This is a genomic window from Microbacterium sp. PA5 (assembly GCF_049860775.1).
Classification (GTDB): Bacteria; Actinomycetota; Actinomycetes; order Actinomycetales; family Microbacteriaceae; genus Microbacterium.
Window position 1 is genome coordinate 1,886,761 of record NZ_CP187567.1, and the last position, 20,649, is coordinate 1,907,409.

Genomic DNA, 20,649 nt, shown 5'->3' on the forward strand with positions numbered 1-20,649 from the left:
CATACCGCGCGGCGTAGGCTCGGAGCGTGACCGCCTCCCACGAGGGCGCAGAGATGCCCCAGCTTCCCCTGATCGACGCGGCCGCGGCGAGCGGTCACGTCGAGTTGAAGCCCTCCTGGCGCGGCTGGATCCACGCGGCGACCTTCCCCGTGGCGATCGCCGCGGGCGTCGTGCTCATCGTGCTCGCCGACGGCGCCGCCGCGAAGTGGGCGAGCGCCGTCTTCATGGCCACCTCGCTCCTGCTGTTCGGCAACTCGGCGCTGTACCACCGCTTCAACTGGGGCCCGCGCACGCGGGCGGTCCTCAAGCGCATCGACCACGCGAACATCCTGCTGCTGATCGCCGGCACCTACACGCCCATCGCGGTGCTCGCGCTCACGCCCGACAAGGGGATGCTGCTGCTGATCCTGGTGTGGTCGGGCGCGCTGCTCGGCATCCTCTTCCGCGTCTTCTGGATCAACGCGCCCCGCTGGCTCTACGTGGCGCTCTACCTGCTCCTCGGGTGGGCGGCGGTCATGTACATGATCGACCTCTTCCAGGCGAACGTGGCCATGATGTTCCTCGTGATCGTCGGCGGACTCCTCTACACCGGCGGCGCGATCGTGTACGGGCTGAAGCGGCCCAATCCGTGGCCCGGGCACTTCGGCTTCCACGAGATCTTCCACGTGTGCACGGTCCTGGCCTTCCTGTGCCACTGGACCGCGTGCCTGCTGATCGCGCTGCGACCCTTCAGCCCTTCGCTGGGCCTTCCGGGCTGACGTCGTCGCCCTCGTCGGCGGCGCGTGCGGCGGCCTCCTCGGCGTCGAGCTGCTCGGCGATCTCCGCACGGTAGCGGCCCCGGCGGATGCGGCGGATCATGTCGATGAGCAGCAGGACGACGGCGATGGCGATCACGGCGATCGCGATGAAGCCCGCCACGCCGGGAGTGACGTCGGAGGGGTTCACGGTCGGCGACGGAGACGGGACGAAGGGGGTGTTCGTCGCGATCCACGTGAACGGCTGCATGTGTCCTCGATCCGCGCGCAGAGCGCATAGCCTGGAAGTCCAGCCTAGAACGCCACGGAAGCCCAGATGACCTCCCCTGCCACGCCCGCCCTCCTCGAGGACCGCTACGGTCGCACCCCCACGCGCACCCGGCGCGTGTGGTGGATCGTGGCGGGCGTCCTGGCGGCCGCGCTCATCGGCTATCTCGCCTGGTCGACCGTGGCGCGGACCATGGATGCCGTGGACGTCGACACGACGGGGTTCCACTCCGTCGACGCGCACGGCATCACGATCGACTTCCAGGTCACCCTGCGTCCCGGCGAGCCGGTCGCCTGCGCGCTCGAGGCGCAGGACACCGAGCACGGCGTGGTCGGCTGGCGCGTGGTCGAGTACGCCGCCGACGACGCGCACACGCGCCGCTTCAGCGAGACGATCCCCACGGTGGCGCCGGCGACGACGGGTTTGGTGACCTCCTGCTGGATCCCGTAGTCTGATCCGACACACTCTGCGCCCCGGCACGTACGCCGGGGCGTTCGGTTTACGACCCGCTGACCCCAAGGAGACGACGTGTCCAGCGACAGCACCGTGACCTTTCTCACGCAGGACGCCTACGACCGGCTCGCCGCCGAGCTCGAGCACCTCTCGACGACGGGTCGCGAAGAGATCGCCAAGCGCATCGAAGCCGCCCGCGAAGAGGGCGACCTCAAGGAGAACGGCGGCTACCACGCGGCCAAGGACGAGCAGGGCAAGCAGGAGGCCCGCATCCGGACGCTCCAGCAGCTGCTGAAGGACGCCAAGGTCGGCGAGGCGCCCGAGTCGGACGGCACCGTGCAGCCGGGCACCGTCGTGACGGCGCTCGTGGCCGGTGGCGAAGAGGTGTTCCTCCTGGGCAACCGCGAGATCGCGGCGAACTCCGAGCTCGACGTCTACAGCGAGGCCTCTCCGCTGGGTGCGGCCATCCTGGGGCTGCGCGAGGGTGCGAAGACCTCCTACACCGCGCCGAACGGGCGTGAGATCTCGGTCGAGATCGTCAAGGTCGAGACCTACGCCGGCCAGTAGGAGCGTTCGCCGGCGCCTCAGTCGGGCATGACGAGGGGCTCGAAGCCCGCGCCCTGCAGGATCTCGATCACGTGGGCCCGATGGTCCTCGCCGCGCGTCTCGACGCTCAGCTGAAGGATGACCTCGCTGATCTGGAGCCCCTGGCCGTGCCGGGTGTGGAGCACCTCGATCACGTTGGCCCCCGCGATCGAGAGCAGCTCCGAGACGCGGGCGAGCTGGCCCGGGCGGTCGGGAAGCGGGATCTGGAGGGTCATGTAGCGCCCGGACGCGGCCAGTCCGTGGGCCACGACGCGCTGCAGGAGCAGCGGGTCGATGTTGCCCCCCGACAGGACGGCCACGGTCGGGCCGTGCGCGGCCACCTCGCCCGCGAGGATCGCCGCGACGCCCACCGCTCCGGCGGGCTCGACGACCTGCTTCGCCCGCTCGAGGAGCACCAGCAGCGCCCGCGCGATGTCGTCGTCGGTGACCGTGACCACTTCGTCGACGAGGTCGCGGATGATCTCGAAGGGCACCGCGCCCGGCCGCGCGACGGCGATCCCGTCGGCGATCGTCGGTGTCGTGGCCACCGTCAGCGGCTCCCCCGCGGCCAGCGACGACGGATAGGCCGCGGAGTTGGCCGCCTGCACGCCGATCACGCGCACGGTGCGCCCGTCGGCCGCCGCGCGGGCCTTGACGGCCGCGGCGACGCCGGCGATCAGCCCGCCGCCGCCGATCCCCAGCACGATCGTCTCGACGTCGGGCACGTCGTCGTAGATCTCGAGGCCGACCGTCCCCTGGCCGATGATCACGTCGCGGTGGTCGAAGGGGTGGATGAGGACGGCTCCGGTGCGCTCGGCGAACTCCGCCGCGAGCCGCAGCGGCGTCTCCACCGTGTCGCCCTCCAGGACGACATCGGCGCCGTAGCCGCGGGTGGCGAGGAGCTTGGGCACGGGGACTCCGAGCGGCATGAAGATCGTGGCGGGGATGCCGAGCTTCTGGGCCGCCCGGGCCACGCCTTGCGCGTGGTTGCCCGCCGAGGCGGCGACGACGCCACGGGAGCGCTCCTCGTCGGTCAGTCGTGACATCCGGTAGGCGGCGCCGCGGATCTTGAACGAGCCGGTGCGCTGCAGGTTCTCCATCTTCAGGTGGACCGGGGTGCCGAGCACCTCGCTGAGATGCTCCGACACGTCCATCGGGGTGCGCACGGCGACGCCGGTGAGGAACGCGGCGGCGTCCTCGAACTCGGCGAGGGTCGGATGGGTGGTGTGGGCGACGTCGGTCACGCGGGCCTCTTCCTCGTGCGCGGCACGGTGCTCCAGATGAGATCGCCGGGGTCGGGTCTGCCGCCGGTCTCCCATTGCCTTCTCGACAGGTACAGCGCCGCCACGTTCACAAAGGCCGCGAGCGGCACCGCGAACAGCGCGCCCGGGATGCCGGCGATCATCGCACCGCCGGCCACCACGAGCACGACGGCCAAGGGGTGGACCTTCACGGCGGCGCCCATCATCAGCGGCTGGAGGACGTGGCCCTCCAGCTGCTGGACGCCGAGGACGACGAGCAGCATCCACAGCGCGATCCACGGGCCGTTGTAGACCAGCGCGAGGAACACCGCGAGCGCGCCGGTCACGACGGCGCCGACGAACGGGATGAACGAGCCGAGGAAGACGAGCACCGCGACCGGGATCGCCAGCGGGACGCCGAGGAGGAAGGCGCCGAGACCGATCCCGATCGCATCGATCGTCGCGACGAACATCTGGGTCCGGGCGTAGGTCACGACGGTCACCCAGCCGGTGCGGCCGGCTCCGTCGACCGCCTCGCGAGCGCGCGACGGGAAGAGGCGCACCACCCACCGCCAGATGCCGCCGCCGTCGGCGAGCGTGCACAGCAGGATGAACAGCGTCAGCAGCGCCCCCGTGGCGACGTGGCCGACCGTCGAGCCGATGACGAGGGCACCCGACCACAGCAGCTCGGCCTGCTGCTGCAGGAACGTCCACGCCTGCGCCAGGAGGTCGTCGATCTGGGTGGCTGTGAGATGCAGCGGTCCGTCGATGAGGTACTGGCGCAGCTGGGCGACCGACTCGACCGTCCGCGCCCGCACCGACGGCCACTCGCGCGTGATCTGCCAGATGGCCAGGTACAGCAGCCCCGTGATGATCGCGAGCGTGCCCAGCACGCTGACGACGAGCGCGAGCCAGCGCGGCACGCGGTGACGGAGCATGAAGGTGAAGGCGGGCCACACGAGAGCGGTGAGCAGCAGCGCGATCAGCAGCGGGATGACCAGGAGCTTCAGCTGGATGACGATCCAGATGAAGACCGCGATGGCGCCGGCGATGACCAGGAACCGCCACGAGTACGCCGTCGCGAGACGCAGTCCGCGCGGGATCGACTCCCCGATCTCGGTCGAGACCGTCCGGGATCGGATCGTGTCGAGGAAGGATCCGCGAGGCTTCGGATCGGTCATCCCGTCAGTCTACGACCCGCCATATGTCGCTGAGGGCACGCGGAGGCACCCGAGGCGGAACGGATCGGACGGTCAGAACTGGATGCGCGGCGGCTCGGCGATCGCGGCGCCGTCGACCACCTCGAAGAACTCGCGCTCCGAGAAGCCGAGGTTCCGGGCGAAGAGGTTGTTGGGGAACACCTTGATCTTCGTGTTCAGCTCGCGGACCCCGCCGTTGTAGAAGCGCCGCGAGGCCTGGATCTTGTCCTCGGTGTCGACGACCGCCTGCTGCAGCTGGAGGAAGTTCTGGCTCGCCTGCAGCTGCGGGTAGGCCTCGGCGACGGCGAACAGCGACTTCAGCGCCTGCTGCATGTGCCCCTCCGCCACGCCGGCATCGACGGGGGTGCTCGCCGTCAGGGTCTCCGCTCGCGCCCGCGTGACGTTCTCGAAGACCGCCTTCTCGTGCGCGGCGTAGCCCTTGACCGCCTCGATGAGGTTCGGCAGGAGGTCGGCGCGCCGCTTCAGCTGCACCGTGATGTCGCTCCACGCCTCGTCGACCCGCACGTTGAGGGCGACCAGGGAGTTGTACGTCGCCCACAGGTAGATCCCGACGATGACGGCGAGACCGACGACGATCAGAACGGGGATCAGGATTTCCATATGGCTCCCATCAGGTGTGTGCTCATCCTATCCGGGCCCGCTCCTCCCGCGGACGCGGCCCCCGGGCTCTCCCAGCCGTTACCCACCGAGCACGCGGTCGAGGTACGCGTTGGCGAAGCGGCGCTGCGGGTCGAGGCGATCGCGGAGCGCGACGAAGTCGTCGAACCGCGGATACGACGCGCGGAGGCTCTGCGCGTCCTGCGTGTGCATCTTCCCCCAGTGCGGACGACCGCCGTGGGTGCGCATGACCCCTTCGACGGCCGCGAAGTACGCGGTCGGATCGGCGCGCCAGTACCGGTGCACGGCGAGGTACCCGCTCGCGCGGCCGTGCGCCGTCGAGAGCCAGAGGTCGTCGGCCGCGGCGACGCGCACCTCGACGGGGAACTCGATCCGCCAGTCGTTCTCGTCGATCACCCGCTGCAGGTCGCGGAAAGCGTCTGCCAGGCGCTCCACCGGCACCGCGTACTCCATCTCGCGGAACCGCACACCGCGGGCGGTCGCGAAGACGCGGTGCGAGGCGTCCGAGAACGACCTGTCCCCCCAGACCCTGGCCGACAGCCGGTTGATCGACGGGATGGATGCGGGCACTCCCCTGCCGACCGAGCAGACCGCCTGGTGCAGGGCGTTGCCGACGAGCAGGTCGTCGACCCACCTCGTCAACGGCCGCAGCGGCGCGGTCGGGACGTCGACGGGCAGGCGCGTGTTGGTCTTGGTGAGCGCGACGTCGGTGTGCGGGAACCAGTAGAACTCGAAGTGGTCAGCCTCGGCCGTGCGCGCATCGAGGCCGGCGAGCACCTCTTCCAGCGGCTCGGGGCGCTCCACCGCCTGCAGCACGAAGGCGGGCACGCACTGCAGCGTCACGTCGACGAGGATGCCGAGGGCGCCGAGCCCGAGCGCCACCGCGGGAAGCAGGTCGGCGTTCTCGTCCTCGTCGACGGTGAGGAGGTCGCCGTCTGCCGTGACAAGCGTGGCGGCGACCACCTGCGTCGCGATGCCGCCGAATCGCGCACCCGTCCCGTGCGTCCCGGTGGAGATGGCCCCCGCGATCGACTGCCGGTCGATGTCGCCGAGGTTCTCCATCGCGAGGCCGTACGGCGCCAGGAGGGCGGGGATCTGATGCAGGCGGGTGCCGGCCAGCAGGCGCACCCGCGCCCGCTCCCGATCGACGGAGACGAGACCGCGTAGATCGGAGAGCTCCAGCAGCACGCCGGGGGCCACAGCGATCCCGGTGAAGCTGTGACCCGCCCCGACCGCCTTGACCCCGAGGCCCCGGGCCGCGGCGGCGGCCACCGAACGGCGCACCGCGGCCACCGTCGGCGGATACTCCACCCGCTGGGGGCGCACGCGCTCGGTGCGCGACCAGTTCTGCCAGACGCCGCCGGGTCGTGTCACAGGAAGCTCTTCCCCTCGCCTCGGTAGGTGACCGCCTCGCCGACCAGGTCGGCGCCGCGGGTCAGGTGGTAGCGGTCCACGCGCTCGGCGAGCTCGCCGCTCTTGGCGTGGCGGAACCACACCCGGTCGCCCACCCGCAGCGAGCGGGCCGCCTCGCCCTGGAGCGGGGTCTGCACCTCGCCGGCGCCCTCCCGTCCGAGCGTGTGCAGCCCTGCGGGCCACACCGGCAGAGGCTGTCGGGATGCGACGGGTGGGCCGGACGCGATCCAGCCTCCGCCCAGGACCGTGGCGATGTCGGCCGTGGGCTTGCGGACGACCTCGAGGGCGAAGGCCGCGGCGGGGGCCGGGGTGAAGGCGCGGTAGCCGTCGAAGAGGTGACCGGCCAGCAGCCCGCTGCCGGCGGTGGTCTCGGTGACGGCCTGATCGGCGGCGGTGATCTCGAGCGATCCGGTGCCGCCGCCGTTGACGAACTCGAGCGGCGCGATCTGCCGGAGGGCGGCGACGATCGCGCCCCGGCGGTCGACGAGCTCCTGGCGGCTGCGCCCCTGCATCCAGCGGATCACGGCATCGCCGGAGCCCGTCGCATCGGGCTGGCCGGCGATCTGCGCCTCGTACATCATGAGGCCGACCAGCCGGAAGCCCGGACGCGCGGCGATCCCGCGTGCCAGGCGCGCGACCTCGGCGGCGTCGTGGACGGGAGAGCGCCGTACGCCGATGTGACCGAGCACGGGCGCTCGCCACGAGGCGTCGGCGTCGATGGCCACCCGCAGCACCGGTCGCGTCGCGGGCGGCGCCGCCGCGTCCACGGCGTCGAGCTGGGCGAGATCGTCGACCATCAGCGTGATCCGCGCGGCCGCCGCCTCATCGGCGGCGAGCTGGGCCAGCGCCGCTCGGTCGACGGAGGGATAGCCGAGGACGACGTCGTCGTGGGTCTCGGCGAGCCACAGCGCTTCGGGCAGCGTGAAGGCGAGGATGCCGCGGTACCCCGCGAGCGCCAGGGTGGCATCGAGCACCTCCCGGACGCGGATGGACTTGCTCGCCACCCGGATCGGCACACCACTGGAGCGCACCACGAGGTCCAGCGCGTTGTAGCGGAGGGCGTCGAGGTCGATGCTGGCCACCGGTCCCGACAGCGACGACACCGCCTCGGTGCGCGCCCGCCAGTAGGCGGCGGCGTCTGTCCAGGGCTCGGCCGCCACGGGGGTCGGGCTCAGCAGATCGAGGCTCATGAGGCTCCTTCGCAGCGCAGATCCCCAGCCTAGGGCGAGAGCGAAGGCGAGACCGAGTGTTCCGCCCGATGAGACTCCGGTCCGACCCTGTGCGCGCTGACGGTGGGCGCCGGCGTCCTGGTACCCCCGCTGGGACTCGAACCCAGACTGAAGCGATTTTAAGTCGCCTGCCTCTGCCATTGGGCTACGGGGGCGTGGGCCATCGGCCCCGCCCCACGATAGCCGGGACTCAGCCGGCGGCGGGCTCCTTGGCGGGCGCCTTCTTCGCTGCGGGCTTCTTGGCGGCCGGCTTCTTGGCGGCCGGCTCCTTCTCGGCGACGACGCTCTTCGGGTCGATCGGCGCGGACGCGGGAGCCTCGGTCACGGCCGGACGCGGACGCGCGGCGAACTCCTCGAAGACGTAGCGGGGGTTCTGCACCGTCTGCAGCGACACGTTGTCGCGGTTCAGCCAGAAGTTGTGCCACCAGTCGCCGACGACGCGCCACTTGCGCTCCCACGAGGGCATCGCCAGGCCGTGGTACCCGCGGTGGGCCACCCAGGCGACGAAGCCCTTGAGGGCGATGCGGCCGGACTGGAAGACGCCGTTGTAGAGGCCGAGGCCGGCGACGGCGCCGAGGTTGTGGTGGATGTACTCGCGGGGCACCTCGCCGCGCAGCACGGCGACGAGGTTCTTCGCGAGAAGCTTGGCCTGACGCACCGCGTGCTGCGCGTTGGGCACGCAGTAGCCGCCCACGCCCTTGCCGGTGAGGTCGGGCACCGCGGCGACGTCGCCGGCGGCCCACGCGCCGTCGATGATCTCGTCGGCCGTTCCGACGCGCAGGTCGGGACGGGTCTGGATGCGGCCGCGCTCCTCGACGAGCAGGTCGCTGCCGCGCACCACGGTCGGGTTGGCCATGACGCCGGCGGTCCAGATGATGAGGTCGGTCGGGATGACCTCGCCGGTGGACAGCTCGACGTTGCCGTCGACCGCGCCGGTCAACTGGGTCTCGAGGTGCACGTTGGCACCGCGCTTGGCGAGGTCCTTCAGCACCCACTCGCTCGTCTTCAGCGAGACCTCGGGCATGATGCGTCCCATGGCCTCGATGAGGTGGAAGTGGGTGTCCTCGAAGCGCAGCTGCGGGTAGTCCTTCAGCAGCGACGACGCAAGCGCGCGCGTCTCGGCGAACACCTCGATGCCGGCGAAGCCGCCGCCGACGACCACCACGGTGAGGAGGCGATCGCGCTCGGGTCCGGGCGGCAGGTTCGCGGCCCGGTCGAAGTTCGTGAGGATGCGGTCACGGATCGCGACGGCCTCCTCGATCGTCTTCAGGCCGATCGCGTTGTCGGCGATCCCCGGGATCGGGAAGGTGCGCGAGACTGCGCCGGCGGTGACGACGATCTGGTCGTAGGACTCGGTCCACGGCTCCCCCACGCTGGGCGTGATGGTCGCGGTGCGGGTGGCGTGGTCGATGCCGGTGACCTTGGCGGTGACGACGCGCGTCTTCTTGAGGTGACGACGGAGCCCCACGATGACGTGACGCGCCTCGATCTCGCCCGCGGCGACCTCGGGGAGGAACGGCTGGTACGTCATGTACGGCAGCGGGTCGACGATCGTGACCTCGGCCTCGCCCTTGCGGAGGTGCTTCTCGAGCTTCCACGCGGTGTAGAAGCCGGCGTAGCCGCCGCCGACGATGAGGATCTTGGGCACAGCCTTCGCCTCGGGACGGAGGGCAGGGCTGGTCTCAGTGCTGGTCACAGGAAGGAGAGCTCCTTGAATCAACGGCTCGGCACGCGCGAGGTGCGCGCCGATCTAACTCGCCGGGCAGCAGCAGTGACGCCGAGCCCCACCAGTATAGCGGCCAGCGTCGCACCCGAGAGCGGGACCGTGCCGTAGAGGAGGGTCTCGGCGCTGGGAAGAAGCGGCGAGCCGGGGCGCGTGGCGGCGTCCGGTGCGGGCAGCGGCTCGATGTCCACGGGCTCGACGGTGGGCTGCGGCAGCGGCGTCGCCTCGGCGCGGCGGTGCAGCCGGATCCACTCCGAGAGGCTCCCCATCGGGTTCTCGTCGACACGGGGGACGCGCGCCGAGACGGCCGCCGCCGCATCGATCAGCCCGCGCCCGTAGAGCTCGGGCTTGGCACGCGAGTCGGGCGTGGACCGCGCCGTCGAGATGATGCGGTTGATCACGTTGTCGGCGTCGAGGTCCGGGTGCGCCGCGCGCACGAGTGCGGCGACGCCCGCCACGATGGGCGCGGCGCCGCTCGTGCCGTTCCACACCATGATCTGCCCGTCGGCCGACACGCCCAGCAGCTCCTCGCTGGGCGCCATGACGCCGATGGAGATGCCCTGGGTCGAGGCCTCCACGCTGGCCTTGCCCTCGCGGTCCACGCCGCCGACGGTCAGGACTCCGGGGATGGTGGCCGGCGCACCGACCTCGTCGGTGCCGCTGCCGCGGTTGCCGGCCGCGACGACGACCACGACGTCGTGCTGGAAGGCGTAGAGGAACGCGGCATCCCACGACACGTCCCACTCGAGGGTGTTCGTCGTGAACGAGAGGTTGATGACGTCGGCGCCGTTGTCGACCGCCCAGCGGATGGCGTCGGCGACCTGATCGACGAACGGCACGGCGGAGGATGCGCCGAAGCCCACCGACAGCGACAGCAGCCTGGCCGCCGGGGCGACGCCGAGCATGCCGGCGCCGTCGCCGGTCCCCCGCGACGCGGCCAGGGAGCCGACCCAGCTGCCGTGGTTGAAGTCGACCGCCCCGACCGGCGTGCGGCCGTCGGAGGAGCCTCTGCCGGAGAAGTCGGCGCCCCCGACGACTGCGCCGTCGAACTCGGCCGGCCCCTCCCCGATGCCCGTGTCGATCACGGCGATCGTCACGCCCGCGCCGCGCGTGGTCTCCCAGGCGTCGCGGATGCCGTAGTCGTCGAGCCAGTACTGCGCCGACTGGATCGGGTCGGCTTCCTCCTCGGCGACGGGCGTCTCGTCCGGCGCCGCGGCTGCGCCGGTCGCTCCGACGAGGACCAGCGCGAAGGCGGCGGCCGCCGCGGCGAACCGCGCCCTCATCCGGCCACCCGCGGCGAGACGCACGTGCACACCGACGGCGACCAGTCGCCGCGCGCGAGCGCGAGGTCGCCGATGGGATTGACCCCGGCGCCCGCCGCCAGCGAGTGGGCGGCGAGCGCGTGCAGGCACTTCACGCGGGTGGGCATCCCGCCGGCGGAGATGCCCTCGATCTCCGGCACGTCGCCGTAGTGGGCGCGATCGGCGAGGTAGGCGCGGTGGGCGGCGGCGTACGCCGTGGCGACGTCCTCGTCCTCGGACAGCAGTTCGGACAGCTCGCGCATCACCTGCGTGGCCTCGAGCGCGCTCATGGCCGCGGTCGCCCCGGGGTGGGTGAGGTAGTAGAACGTGGGGAACGGGGTGCCGTCGGGCAGGCGCGGCTCGGTGGCGACGACGGTCGGGTTGCCGCACGCGCAGCGCGCCGCGATGCCCACGACGCCGCGCATGGGACGGCCGAGCTGCTCGCGCATCGTGTCGAGGTCGGCGTCGGTTGCGGGTGTCAGCGGCACCCCTCCAGGGTACCGGCAGTCATCTGGACGCCCGCCGACGGGCCCGCGCGCTAGTCGGCGCTCGTGGCGGTGCGGGAGACGCCGGCGCCGGCGACCGAGCGCAGCAGCTGCGACATCCAGTCGTTGCGCGTCTCCTGGACCTCGTCGCTGACGGCGGACTGCTCCGGCGGGATCGCGCTGTCGGGAAGGTCGTCGTCGACGAGGTACACCACCTCGCCCGGCTTGACGTAGTACAGCCGCTCCCGGGCCTGCGAGGTGATGTAGGCGGGGTCGGCCCAGCGCTCGCGCTCCGCCTCCAGGGCGGCGACCTCGTCCTTGCCGAGGGCGACGGACCGCTCCAGCGCGGCGATCTGCTGCCGCTGCTCGAGGTAGATCCCGACGCTCGGCACGAGCACGAACGCAGCCAGCACCACCAGTCCGAGCATGATGCCCGTGAAGGCCGACAGCCGCACGCCGCCGACCCAGTCGCGCACGTCCACCCGGCGGGGCGGGCGGGCACGAGAAGAGGGAGCCGGCGCAGTGCGTCCGGCTCCCTCTCTCGTCATGTCCTCAGCCTACGCGCGGGGCGCGCGAGGGCCGGGCAGGCACTCCGCGTGTGCTCAGCCCTTGAAGCGCGGGAACGCGCCGCGACCGGCGAAGACCGCGGCGTCGCCGAGCTCCTCCTCGATGCGCAGGAGCTGGTTGTACTTCGCGACGCGCTCGCTGCGGGCCGGCGCGCCGGTCTTGATCTGGCCGGCGTTGACGGCGACCGCGAGGTCGGCGATCGTCGTGTCCTCGGTCTCACCGGAACGGTGCGACAGCATCGAGCGGTAGCCGTTCTGGGTCGCGAGGGAGATCGCGTCGAGCGTCTCGGACAGCGTGCCGATCTGGTTCACCTTGACCAGGAGGGCGTTGCCCACGCTGAGGTCGATGCCCTTCTGCAGGCGGACCGGGTTGGTCACGAAGAGGTCGTCGCCGACGAGCTGGACCTTCGAGCCGAGCGCGTCGGTGAGGTTCTTCCAGGCGTCCCAGTCGTCCTCGGCCAGCGCGTCCTCGATCGTGACGATCGGGTAGTTGGCGACGAGGTCGGCGAAGTACTCGGTCAGCTGGTCGGCCGACCAGGCCTTGCCCTCGACGGTGTAGACGCCGTTGTCGAAGAACTCGGTGGCGGCGACGTCGAGGCCCACGGCGATGTCCTTGCCGGGCGCGAAGCCGGCCTTCTCGATCGCCTTCATGAGGAAGTCCAGACCTTCGCGGTTGCTGGGGAGGTCGGGCGCGAAGCCGCCCTCGTCGCCGAGGCCCGTCGCGAAGCCGGCGGCCTTCAGCTCGCCCTTGAGGACGTGGTAGACCTCGGTGCCCCACCGCAGCGACTCGGCGTAGGTGTCGGCGCCGATCGGGGCCAGGAAGTACTCCTGGAAGTCGATGCCGTTGTCGGCGTGCTCGCCGCCGTTGATGACGTTGAACAGCGGGACGGGGAGGACGTGTGCGTTCGGTCCGCCGATGTAGCGGAACAGCGGCAGGTCCGCGCTGTCGGCGGCGGCCTTCGCGACGGCCAGCGATACGCCGAGGATGGCGTTGGCGCCGGTGCGCGACTTGTTCTCGGTGCCGTCGGTCTCGATGAGGATCTCGTCGACGATGCGCTGCTCGCTGGCCTCGACGCCCTCGATGGCGGGGCCGAGCTCGTCGATGACGGCGGCGACGGCCTTCAGCACGCCCTTGCCGCTGTACCGGCTCTTGTCGCCGTCGCGCAGCTCGTACGCCTCGAACGCGCCGGTGGATGCGCCGGAGGGGACGGCCGCGCGCTGGACGATGCCGTCGTCGAGCAGCACCTCCACCTCGACGGTCGGGTTGCCACGCGAATCCAGGATCTCGCGTGCGCCTACAGCCTCGATCAGTGCCACAGGGGACTCCTTGCTTGTGGAGGATGGATCTCGGAGCGTCGTCGGTCCGTCCCCGAGTCTAGTGATGCCCGGAGGGGTGCCACAGTGGGGCGCACCGGATCAAAGCGCGCTCACGCTTCGCCGGGTCGCACCACGAGGGCGATCGCGACCCCGTCCCACCCCTTCGCATCGAGGGTCTGCAGGGCCGTGGCCTCGAAGCGCGGGTCCTCGCCCAGCAGCGCGAGTCCCTTCCGGGTGCCGATCACCTGCGAGGAGGTCGTGCCGGCGTCGGCCACGGCGCCGCCCCGTCCGACGTTGTCGACGACGACGACGGTGCCGACGCGCCCGAGCCGCGCCGCCCAGTCGAGGTAGAGGGCGTTGGACTCCTTGTCGGCGTCGATGAAGACGAGGTCGAACGGCTCCTCGCCGGCGAGGGTGGGAAGGACGTGCTCGCCCCGCCCGATCCGGATGTCGACCCTGCCGCCGACTCCCGCGCGGTCGATGCTGGCGCGCGCCACGGCGGCGTTGTCGGGCTCGGCTTCGATGGTCACCACGCGGCCGTCCTCGGGGACGGCGCGCGCGAGCCAGATCGTGGAGTAGCCCCCGAGCGTGCCGATCTCCAGCACCCGCCGGGCGCCGCTCATCCGCGCGAGCAGGTGGAGGAGCTTGCCGTTGACCGGCGCCACCTCGATGTCGGGCATCCCCGCGGCGCGCTGGGCCTCGACGGCGGCCTCGAGGTCGGGGTCGGGGCCCACGAGGGTGTCGGCGAAGTAGCGGTCGACGGCGCGCCAGGTCTCGGGCGTCGGATCGTGTGCGGTCATGCCCCCAGCGTCGCCACCCGCGTGGGATCCGTCAAGGCGCCGTGTCCGCTCGCCGCCGGCACGGGCTTGCGCGCCGGTGGCGGCTCAGCCGAGCGGCTTCACCTCGAGCGCGTCGCGCGGCTGACCGGCCGCGACCGCGGCGAACGAGGTGTACCCGTCGGCCGTGGCGCGCTCCAGCAGCGCCTTGAGGTTCTTGGTGCGCTGCTCGAGCCGGACCCGGGCGCCCTCGGCCACCAGCGCCGCCTTCAGGGCCACCAGCTCGGCGACCGGGACGTCGCGGTCGTGGACGAGCACCACGGCGCCCGCCCGCTCACCCTCGCCCAGGGCGACGAGGTCGACCAGACGTTCGAAGCCGATCGAGAATCCGACAGCCGGCACGTCCTGGCCGAGGAAGCGGCCGATCATCCCGTCGTAGCGCCCGCCGCCGCCGAGCGAGTACGTGACGGACGGGTGGGCGAGCTCGAAGATGGTCCCGGTGTAGTAGCCCATCCCGCGCACGAGGAACGGGTCGAAGCGCAGGGGCACCCCGCCCGCCGCGGGGCGGGCTGCGGCGACCGCGTCGCCGATGCCGACGAGGAGGGCGACCAGGTCGTCGGCGATCCCTTCGGGGAGCGCCCCGCGGATCTGCGCCGCGCCGAAGGGCTCGTCCTCGGCGGCGTCCGGGCGACCGAGGAACTCCTCGAACGCGTCGACCGCGGCCGCCGTCGCGCCGCGCGCGCGGAGTTCGTCGGCGACGCCGGCGGGGCCGATCTTGTCGAGCTTGTCGATCGTGATGAGGACCCCGGGGCGCTCCTGCGGGGAGAAGCCGAAGGCGTCGAGCATCCCGTCGAGCACGCGGCGGTCGTTGATGCGGACCGTTCCGCCCTCGAGCCCGAGGGCGTCGAGGGTGTCGAGGCTCGCGACGAGGAGCTCGGCCTCCGCGCGGGCCGACGGGTCGCCGATGATGTCGATGTCGCACTGGACGAACTGGCGGTAACGACCCTTCTGCGGCCGCTCCGCGCGCCACACCGGAGCGATCTGGATCGCCCGGAACACCGAGGGGAGCTCGGACCGGTGGCTGGCGTAGAACCGCGCGAGCGGCACCGTGAGGTCGTAGCGCAGGCCGAGGTCCGACAGCGCCGCGGGGTCGTCGGCGGCGGCCCGGATGGCCTCGGCATCCATCCCGCGCTTGAGGACGCTGAAGGAGAGCTTCTCGTTGTCGCCGCCGATGCCCGCGTGCAGGCGCGCGTACTCCTCGACGACCGGCGTCTCGATCTCGTCGAACCCGTGCGCGCGGTAGCGGTCGCGGATGACGGCGAGCACGCGCTCGCGGCGGGCCTTGTCGGCGGGGAGGAAGTCGCGCATGCCGCGCGGCGGGTTCACGGATGCCACAGGTCTAGTTTCCCAGATCCGTCTCGGCCGCCCGCCCCGCGGCGGACGACGGCGCCGCTTCGGCACCACGGATGTCGTCCTCGAGCCGGCGCAGCCGCTCGCGCAGCGCCCGCTCCGCGTCCCATCCCCGTGCGCGCGCCGTGGCGACGAGGGACAGCAGCGCGTCGCCGAGATCCTCCTCACTCGCCGGCCCGCCGACGCTCTCGCTCGGCGCGGGCAGCGCCGGCACGGCGGCGGCGCGGGAGAGCAGCTTCTGGGCCAGCGCCAGCGACGGCATGTGCGGGGAGACGCCGTCGAGGACGCTCGTGCGGGTGCGCTTCTCGGCCGCCTTGGCGGCGTTCCAGTGGACGAGGACCTCCTCGGGGGTCGTCGCGACCGCGTCGGCGAAGACGTGCGGATGCCGGCGGACCATCTTGTCGGTGAGGCCGCGGGCGACGTCGTCGATGTCGAACGGCTCCTCCCCCGCCTCGGCCGCGACGGCCGCGTGGAACAGCACCTGCCACAGGAGGTCGCCGAGCTCCTCGCGGAGGTCGGCGCGCGACCCCGCCTCGACGGCGTCGATGAGCTCGGCCGACTCCTCGACGAGGTAGGGCACCAGATCGCGGTGGGTGATGCGCGCGCTCCACACGCAGTGCTCGCGCACCGCCCGCATCGCCTCGGCGGCGGCACGGAGCGGGTCGTCGGAGCGCGGGAGGCGGTCGCGCCCGGCGGTGCCGGCCGGGGTCAGACCGCCGGGATCAGGAGACGTCGGTGATGCCATGCCCGCCACGATACGAGCATCGCGGCCAGAACGAGCGAGAGGAGCGAACCGGCCAGCACGCCGAGGGTCGCCTGGTCGCGGACCGCGGCGTCGCCGGCGAACGACAGCTCGGCCAGCAGCAGCGACACGGTGAAGCCGATGCCGCCCAGCGCACCGGCCGCGAGGAGGTCGCCGATCTCGAGCCGCGGCGCCCCCGGCAGGTGCGCCACGCGCTGGGCGATCCATCCCGCCACGGTGATCCCGACGATCTTGCCGAGCGGCAGCGCGGCGGTCACGGCCCAGAACGCCGGCGACAGGGCTCCCGGCGACACCTGCGGGATGGCCACGAGGGCCGCCGACAGGGCGAACACCGGCAGCACGACGGCGTTGACCCAGGGCTCGAGGGCGTGGCGCGCGCGCAGCGCGGGCTGCTGCGCCATCACCAGTCCGAGGGCGACGCCGGCGATGGTGGCGTGCACACCGGAGGTCAGGACGCACCACCACACGAGGACGGCGACGATCACGAGCGCGACGATGAGGATCGGGCGCGTGGAAGTGTCGAGCGCGCGGCTGAGCAGCCGGAACGCGACGAGCCCCACCGCGGCGAACGCGAGCAGCAGGAGGTTGACGTCGCTGGTGAAGAGGACCGCGATGAAGACGATGCCGACGATGTCGTCGAGGATCGCGAGTGCGAGCAGGAAGACGCGCAGCGCCGAGGGCAGGCCCTTGCCGAAGACCGCGAGCACGCCGAGCGCGAAGGCGATGTCGGTGGCGGTGGGGATCGGCCAGCCGCGGGCGCCCTCGGTCCCGCCTGCGATCAGCAGATAGACGGCGATCGGCACGAGCACGCCGCCGGCGGCGGCGATGGCCGGCTGGAGGGCCGTGCGCGCCGAGTTCAGACGGCCGCTGGTGAGCTCGAACTGCAGCTCGACCGCGGCGATGAAGAAGAAGACGGCGAGCAGACCGTCGGAGATCCAGTGGCCGACGGACAGATGGACGATCCCGGGGATGCCGAGGTAGGTGGCCTTCGCCGCCTGGGCGCCGTCTGCCCAGGGAGAGTTCGCGAGGGCGAGGCCGAGGACGGCGGCCAGCAGCAGGAGGACGGCAGGGAAGCGGGCGGAGCGCAGCAAGGCCACAGGGCCTCCTTCAGGGTCGGTGAGCACGACGCCGACCAGACTTCCCGGCACACCTTCCTCCAGCGTAACGCGTGACGAGCACGAAACGTGGGGCCATTACCGTGGAGTCATGCGTGAACTCACCCGGACCGAAGCGATCGATCTCGTCGGACGCGGCGAGGCCGAGCAGGAGCTGCCCGAGCGGATGCGCGCCGACGTCCGCCTGCTCGGCGGCATCCTCGGCCAGGTGCTGCGCGAGAGCGGCTCGCCGGGCCTCTTCGACGACGTCGAGCGACTGCGCACCGCGACGATCGCCGCCTACACGGACGAGTCGCCGGAGGCCTTCGAGCGGGCAGCCGCGATCGCCGAGTCCTTCTCGGTCGACCGCGCCGACGAGGTCGCGCGCGCGTTCACCGTGTACTTCCACCTCGTGAACCTCGCCGAGGAGCACCAGCGGGTCCGCGTGCTCAAGGAGCGCGACGGCCGTCCCGAGAAGGAGGACGTCACCGACTCCGTCGCCGCCGCCTTCGTGCGGCTGGCCGGCGAGGTGGGCGACGACACGGCGCTCGACCGGCTGCAGAACCTGCGCTTCCACCCCGTGTTCACCGCGCACCCCACCGAGGCGCGCCGTCGCGCGGTGTCGTCCAGCATCCGCCGCCTGGCCGCTCTCCTCGTCGAGCACGATGCCGCCCTGCGCGGCGGCGCCGACGAGCGCCGCGCCGAGCGACGCATGATCGAGGAGGTCGACACGCTGTGGCGGACCGCGCCGCTGCGGGCCGAGAAGCCGACCCCCGTCGACGAGGTCCGCGCGATCATGGCGGTCTTCGACGAGACGCTCTACACGGCCGTCCCCCACGTCTACCGGCGCGTCGACGACGCCCTGCAGGGACCGGGCGCCGGCAACCGCGCCCCGGTCGTCCGCCCGTTCGTGCGGCTGGGCACCTGGGTCGGCGGCGACCGCGACGGCAACCCGTTCGTCACGGCGTCGGTCACGAAGAAGGCGGCGGCCATCGCGGCCGAGCACATCCTCCTGGGCCTGGAGCGCACCGCCGACCGCGTCGCCCGCACCCTCACGCTGGCCGCCGACACCACTCCTCCGAGCGCCGCGCTCCAGGCGCTGCTGCAGCGCCTGACAGCCGCCGACGAGGAGGGCGGCGCGGACGCGGTCAAGCGCGCCACCGGCGAGCCGCACAAGCGCGCGATGCTCCTCATCACCCGGCGGATCTCCGCCACGCGGCGCCGCGACGCCGACCTGGCGTACCGCGATCCCGAGCATCTGCTCGCCGACCTGCGGACGGTCCAGGACTCGCTCGTGGCCGCCCGGGCGGCCCGGCAGGCGTACGGCCACCTGCAGCAGCTGCTGTGGCAGGTCGAGACCTTCGGCTTCCACCTCGCCGAGCTCGAGGTGCGCCAGCACTCCGCGGTCCACGCCAAGGTGCTCGCGGAGTGCGAGGCGGGCGGCGCCCTCAGCACGCAGGCCGAGGAGGTGCTCGAGGTCTTCCGCACCATCGCCCAGGTGCAGCAGCGCTACGGCCCGCGGGCAGCGGGCCGCTACATCGTCTCCTTCACCCAGTCCGCCCAGGACCTGGCAAACGTGCACCGGCTGGCGCGGTACGCCGTGGGCTCCAGCGGCATCCCCCCGGTGCTCGACGTCATCCCGCTGTTCGAGACGTTCGCCGACCTCCAGGCGGCGCGTCGCATCATGGCGGAGGTCGTCGAGCAGCCCGAGTTCGCGGCGCGGCTGGAGGCCACCGGGCGCCGCCTCGAGGTGATGCTCGGCTACTCCGACTCCTCGAAGGACGTCGGTCCGGTCGCGGCGAACCTCGCCCTCTACGAAGCGCAGGCGGAGATCGCCGCCTGGGCCCAGGAGTCCGGCATCCGTCTCACGCTCTTCCACGGGCGCGGCGGAGCGCTCGGACGCGGCGGCGGCCCGGCGAACTCCGCGATCCTGGCGCAGCCGCCGCACTCGGTCGACGGTCGGTTCAAGCTCACCGAGCAGGGCGAGGTCATCTTCGCCCGCTACGGCGACCCGGCCATCGCGATGCGCCACATCGATCAGGTCGCCGCCGCGGTGCTGCTGGCCTCGGCGCCCTCGATCGAGCGGCGCAACGAAGAGGCGGCGGCCCGCTTCGCCGAGGTCGCCGCGACGATGGACAGGGCCTCGCGCGAGCGCTTCTTCTCGCTCGTCAAGGCGCCCGGCTTCGCGCCGTGGTTCGCGACGGTCACCCCGATGGAGGAGATCGGGCTGCTCGCCCTCGGGTCCCGTCCGGCGCGCCGCGGCCTGTCGGTGGAGTCGCTCGAGGACCTGCGCGCCATCCCCTGGGTGTTCGCGTGGTCGCAGGCGCGCATCAACCTGGCCGGCTGGTTCGGCCTCGGCACCGCCCTGGAGGCCGTCGGCGACGTCGAGCTGCTGCGCCGCGCCTACGAGGAATGGCCGCTGCTGCGCACCGTGATCGACAACGTCGGCATGAGCCTGGCCAAGGCCGACACGCGCATCGCCCGCCGCTACCTCGCTCTCGGCGATCGGGACGACCTCGCCGAGCTCGTGATGCACGAGATGGAGCTGACCCGCGACTGGGTCGTCCGCATCACCGGAGGCGACGAGCTGCTCGCCAACCGTCCCGTGCTCCAGCGCGCGGTCAAGATGCGCGACCCGTACGTCGATGCGCTCTCGCTGCTGCAGCTGCGCGCGCTGCGCGTGCTGCGGTCGCAGGAGACGGCCGCGCCGGAGTGGCAGCGGCTGCTGCTGCTGTCGGTCTCGGGGGTCGCTGCCGGGCTTCAGAACACCGGCTGAGCGTCAGCCGTCGACGCGGCGGTCGCCGGCGTGGCGGGCCAGCGACGAGCCGTATCGCTCGGTCAGCTGCACCATCAGGTCGGGGGTGGCCCGGTCCAGGCCGAACACGTAGCCCGGGAAGTCCAGATCGTGCTGGAGCGCCCAGATCTCGTCGTGCCGGTCGGGCGGCAGCATCTGGGCGGGATCGCCCACGGCGACCCAGCCGATCGGGACGACCGACTCGGGCGGCAGCACCGTGCGCAGGTGGACGACCGCGTTGATGCGCACCTCGCTGTGCGTTCCGATGCGGGCGCCGTTGAAGACGCGCGTGCCGGTGGCGAGGAACACCTCGTCCTCGACCGTCGCCCCCGAGATGCTGGCCATGGGGCCCACCAGCACGTGCGAGCCGATGTGGACCGGGTGGGAGGCGCTCGCGCGGATCAGCGCGTTCTCCATGACGATCACGTGCTCGCCGAGGGTCACCGGACCTCCCTCGGCGGTGAGGACGGCACCGTGGAGCACCTGGCAGCCCGCCCCGATGGTCACATCCCCCGAGACCACGGCGGTGGCCGCCACGACGGCGTCGGGATGGATGCGGGGCTGCGCCCCGAGGTGCTCGAATCGCATGTCGCCAGCGTATGCCGCCGGCGCCATGTCCGTCGAGGCGTCCCCGCCGC

Annotated in this window: 20 protein-coding genes and 1 tRNA gene; 4 read left to right on the plus strand and 17 right to left on the minus strand. The window is 72.2% G+C overall.

Annotation, left to right across the window (positions count from 1 at the left end; all coding sequences use genetic code 11):
• The first annotated feature begins 53 nt into the window (after positions 1-53).
• Positions 54-758, plus strand: a complete 705-nt coding sequence (gene trhA, locus ACPWUT_RS08880; RefSeq protein WP_284528020.1) for a PAQR family membrane homeostasis protein TrhA — start codon at positions 54-56, stop codon at positions 756-758.
• On the opposite strand, the gene ACPWUT_RS08885 is transcribed toward trhA, so the two are convergent.
• Positions 730-1,005 carry a hypothetical protein gene (locus ACPWUT_RS08885; protein WP_284527617.1) on the minus strand — a complete coding sequence of 92 codons (276 nt, stop codon included), beginning with the start codon at positions 1,003-1,005 and terminating at the stop codon, positions 730-732. The genes trhA and ACPWUT_RS08885 overlap by 29 nt on opposite strands.
• A gap of 66 nt (positions 1,006-1,071) precedes the next feature.
• Here ACPWUT_RS08885 and ACPWUT_RS08890 point away from each other — a divergent pair, with 66 nt between their 5' ends.
• Both ACPWUT_RS08890 and greA read left to right on the plus strand, forming a co-directional pair.
• Positions 1,072-1,473: a DUF4307 domain-containing protein gene (locus ACPWUT_RS08890; protein WP_284527618.1), complete on the plus strand. Its 402-nt coding sequence runs from the start codon at positions 1,072-1,074 to the stop codon at positions 1,471-1,473.
• Positions 1,474-1,551: 78 nt separating this feature from the next.
• Positions 1,552-2,043 (plus strand): transcription elongation factor GreA, encoded by a 492-nt coding sequence (greA, locus tag ACPWUT_RS08895; RefSeq protein WP_284527619.1) that lies wholly within the window; start codon positions 1,552-1,554, stop codon positions 2,041-2,043.
• A 17-nt stretch (positions 2,044-2,060) separates the two neighbouring features.
• Here greA and ilvA read toward each other — a convergent pair whose 3' ends face one another.
• From ilvA to ACPWUT_RS08970, 15 genes are all read right to left on the minus strand, one after another.
• Positions 2,061-3,305, minus strand: coding sequence for a threonine ammonia-lyase (gene ilvA, locus ACPWUT_RS08900; RefSeq protein WP_425836650.1), 1,245 nt, complete (start codon positions 3,303-3,305; stop codon positions 2,061-2,063).
• Entirely contained in the window at positions 3,302-4,483 is a 1,182-nt protein-coding gene (locus tag ACPWUT_RS08905) for an AI-2E family transporter (RefSeq protein ID WP_284527621.1), read from the minus strand. The genes ilvA and ACPWUT_RS08905 overlap by 4 nt, the downstream gene beginning before the upstream one ends.
• 72 nt (positions 4,484-4,555) lie before the next feature.
• Positions 4,556-5,122 carry a LemA family protein gene (locus ACPWUT_RS08910; RefSeq protein WP_284527622.1) on the minus strand — a complete coding sequence of 189 codons (567 nt, stop codon included), beginning with the start codon at positions 5,120-5,122 and terminating at the stop codon, positions 4,556-4,558.
• A 78-nt stretch (positions 5,123-5,200) separates the two neighbouring features.
• A complete protein-coding gene (locus ACPWUT_RS08915) occupies positions 5,201-6,514 on the minus strand; it encodes a D-arabinono-1,4-lactone oxidase (RefSeq protein WP_284527623.1) in 1,314 nt (437 codons plus the stop codon).
• A complete protein-coding gene (locus ACPWUT_RS08920) occupies positions 6,511-7,743 on the minus strand; it encodes an alanine racemase (protein ID WP_284527624.1) in 1,233 nt (410 codons plus the stop codon). The genes ACPWUT_RS08915 and ACPWUT_RS08920 overlap by 4 nt, the downstream gene beginning before the upstream one ends.
• A 118-nt stretch (positions 7,744-7,861) precedes the next feature.
• Positions 7,862-7,937 (minus strand) — tRNA-Leu (locus tag ACPWUT_RS08925).
• A gap of 35 nt (positions 7,938-7,972) precedes the next feature.
• On the minus strand, positions 7,973-9,430 hold the full coding sequence (locus ACPWUT_RS08930) for an NAD(P)/FAD-dependent oxidoreductase (RefSeq protein ID WP_284528021.1): 1,458 nt from the start codon (positions 9,428-9,430) through the stop codon (positions 7,973-7,975).
• Positions 9,431-9,498: 68 nt separating this feature from the next.
• A complete protein-coding gene (locus tag ACPWUT_RS08935) occupies positions 9,499-10,788 on the minus strand; it encodes a S8 family serine peptidase (RefSeq protein ID WP_284527625.1) in 1,290 nt (429 codons plus the stop codon).
• On the minus strand, positions 10,785-11,255 hold the full coding sequence (locus ACPWUT_RS08940; protein ID WP_284528022.1) for a DUF501 domain-containing protein: 471 nt from the start codon (positions 11,253-11,255) through the stop codon (positions 10,785-10,787). The genes ACPWUT_RS08935 and ACPWUT_RS08940 overlap by 4 nt, the downstream gene beginning before the upstream one ends.
• Before the next feature lie 89 nt (positions 11,256-11,344).
• Positions 11,345-11,839 carry an FtsB family cell division protein gene (locus ACPWUT_RS08945; RefSeq protein WP_284527626.1) on the minus strand — a complete coding sequence of 165 codons (495 nt, stop codon included), beginning with the start codon at positions 11,837-11,839 and terminating at the stop codon, positions 11,345-11,347.
• A gap of 54 nt (positions 11,840-11,893) precedes the next feature.
• Positions 11,894-13,174 carry a phosphopyruvate hydratase gene (gene eno, locus ACPWUT_RS08950; protein ID WP_284527627.1) on the minus strand — a complete coding sequence of 427 codons (1,281 nt, stop codon included), beginning with the start codon at positions 13,172-13,174 and terminating at the stop codon, positions 11,894-11,896.
• Between the two features lie 110 nt (positions 13,175-13,284).
• Positions 13,285-13,974 (minus strand): O-methyltransferase, encoded by a 690-nt coding sequence (locus tag ACPWUT_RS08955; protein WP_284527628.1) that lies wholly within the window; start codon positions 13,972-13,974, stop codon positions 13,285-13,287.
• A gap of 84 nt (positions 13,975-14,058) precedes the next feature.
• A complete protein-coding gene (locus tag ACPWUT_RS08960) occupies positions 14,059-15,318 on the minus strand; it encodes a histidine--tRNA ligase (RefSeq protein WP_425842240.1) in 1,260 nt (419 codons plus the stop codon).
• A gap of 31 nt (positions 15,319-15,349) precedes the next feature.
• The gene (locus tag ACPWUT_RS08965; RefSeq protein WP_425836659.1) at positions 15,350-16,105 is read right to left on the minus strand and encodes a MazG family protein; all 756 of its coding nucleotides are present in this window, start codon (positions 16,103-16,105) and stop codon (positions 15,350-15,352) included.
• Complete coding sequence (locus tag ACPWUT_RS08970) at positions 16,069-17,220, minus strand: Na+/H+ antiporter NhaA (protein WP_284527629.1); 1,152 nt, start codon at positions 17,218-17,220, stop codon at positions 16,069-16,071. The genes ACPWUT_RS08965 and ACPWUT_RS08970 overlap by 37 nt, the downstream gene beginning before the upstream one ends.
• A 109-nt stretch (positions 17,221-17,329) precedes the next feature.
• On the opposite strand from ACPWUT_RS08970, the gene ACPWUT_RS08975 reads away from it, so the two are divergent.
• Positions 17,330-19,993: a phosphoenolpyruvate carboxylase gene (locus ACPWUT_RS08975; protein ID WP_425836663.1), complete on the plus strand. Its 2,664-nt coding sequence runs from the start codon at positions 17,330-17,332 to the stop codon at positions 19,991-19,993.
• Positions 19,994-19,996: 3 nt separating this feature from the next.
• Here ACPWUT_RS08975 and ACPWUT_RS08980 read toward each other — a convergent pair whose 3' ends face one another.
• Positions 19,997-20,599 carry a gamma carbonic anhydrase family protein gene (locus tag ACPWUT_RS08980; RefSeq protein WP_284527631.1) on the minus strand — a complete coding sequence of 201 codons (603 nt, stop codon included), beginning with the start codon at positions 20,597-20,599 and terminating at the stop codon, positions 19,997-19,999.
• Positions 20,600-20,649 lie beyond the last annotated feature (50 nt).